This window comes from Methylocucumis oryzae (assembly GCF_000963695.1).
GTDB lineage: Bacteria > Pseudomonadota > Gammaproteobacteria > Methylococcales > Methylomonadaceae > Methylovulum > Methylovulum oryzae.
This window is the reverse complement of record NZ_LAJX01000172.1, coordinates 1-1,846: the sequence shown is the minus strand read 5'-3', so window position 1 is coordinate 1,846 and position 1,846 is coordinate 1. Positions and strand designations below refer to the sequence as shown.

Annotated in this window: 1 protein-coding gene; it reads right to left on the bottom strand. The window is 44.1% G+C overall.

The annotated features are described in order from the left end of the window. Positions 1–1,816: tetratricopeptide repeat protein (locus tag VZ94_RS15620; RefSeq protein ID WP_131655589.1), on the bottom strand; the 1,816-nt coding region annotated here is incomplete at its 3' end. Positions 1,817–1,846 lie beyond the last annotated feature (30 nt).

Genomic DNA, 1,846 nt, shown 5'->3' with positions numbered 1-1,846 from the left:
ACGAGCCTAATAAAGATGAGGCAGTGTTAAACGCATAACGCCCGCCTAAGCGATATGATGTAATGTCGGTATGCTCTTGATAAAAAGACGAAAAATTTTCCGGAAAAAAAGGTATCGATAAGTCGCCGTTGTCTCGTGTTTCATAGCGATATTCAAATTGTAAATTGAGCGAATCGCTGATATTGGCTTGTACGAAGGCATTATAAATATTTTGATTGACAGAATTATTGGCTCTGAAACCATCTGTTTCATAATGATATTGTCCTAAGCTGTAAGAGAGCTGATTCCACAAACCTGAATATACTGCATCATCACCGAAGGTATTGTTGCTGCCGTAAATTGCTGAAGATTGCACAGCATGGCGATTACGGGTGAACAGCGGATTGTACTCGTTAAACGCTAATGCGGAGGGGCCTAAACCATCGATGATTAGTATGTTACTTTGCGCCAGTTGCGGTTGTATAGGCGTCATATTAAGTGGTTGCAATAGCTGTGCTTGTAATAATTCACTGACTCTAGCAATTTCATGTCTAGGTTGAGAAGCGTAGCTGTCGGCTAGCAATCGATGAGCAGAATAGTTCGCTGGATCGGTTGCAATCGATTGCCAACCTTCAAGTAGACTTAAGCGTTGAAAACCTAAATCGTGATAAATTCTGCCTTGCGCAGCGCTTCTTGCTGCTAAATCTTTATCTAACATTAGCTGTGAACGATAGACAGCGCGGTTAGCATTTAATGACTTAGCTTGTTCAATGTCATGCAAGGCGGCAATTGTGCGATTGCTGGTTTGCTTAGCAATGGCATCGTAGAAGTACGGCGTTGGATCGTTTGGGTCTAATTGTTTGGCTAAACTGAATTGTTCTTGGGCGAGAGCATTACGTTTTTCTTCGTAATAAGCTTTACCTAAGTAGCTGCGTAATAAAGAATTTTGTGGGTCCAAAATAGCTGCGATTTCCAGGTCTTTACGGCCCTCTGCAACGTCACCAGTACGAATTTTAGTGAGTCCCAATCCTAAACGGGCTAAAGGCGAGGCTGAATCTAAATGTATGGCTTCGTTAAAGCTTTGTTTAGCAGCCGTTAAATCAGTGCGTAGCAGATAACTAAACCCCATAACGGTTTGTGTTCTTGCTAAACCCGCATCTAGTGTTAGGGCTTGTTGTGCGCTATGTGCGCTTTCGCTCAATAATCCTAAGCAAAGTTCTAATTCTGACTGTCGCGCCCATACCATTGCATCACCTTGAGCATTTTGACTTGCTTGCTGAGCCGCTTTAAGTGCTGGTACTAAGTTAAAACGGCTTTGTTCGACATACGATAAAGCTGTATAAGCGATAGCGGCTGTTGGGTTGAGCGTGACCGCTTGTTGGGCTAAACGATAAGCTTGGTCTTTGTTATTTTGGCTTAATGCGATGATGGCTTGTAACGCCAGCGCTTCAGCGTCATTCGGTTGCTGTGTGAGTACTTGGTGAATAGCGTGTAACGCCAATTGCACACGTCCAACGCTAAGCAGCATGGCTGCCCGAAGTTTTAAGAATTCGATGCTTTGCTGAGCGGTGGGTATCGCGTCCAACATGAATAATGCTTCATCGCTACGACCGTGATGGAAGGCTTGTGCAGCACGTTGTAATATCATTTGATTAGCACCGGTTAGCCAGGCATCACTGAATAGAGGCGGGTAATAAAGCGCCCAACTGACAGCATCGCTAGGACTTAATGTGATTTGCATTGTTGGTTTTTGGTTGACTTCAGCCTGAGCACCTTGACCGGGCATTAGCCGTACTTTGCCTTGCGGATTAAAAAAGGTTACTGCACCTTCATACACCCATAACCCTGCTGTGTGTTCATTTACACT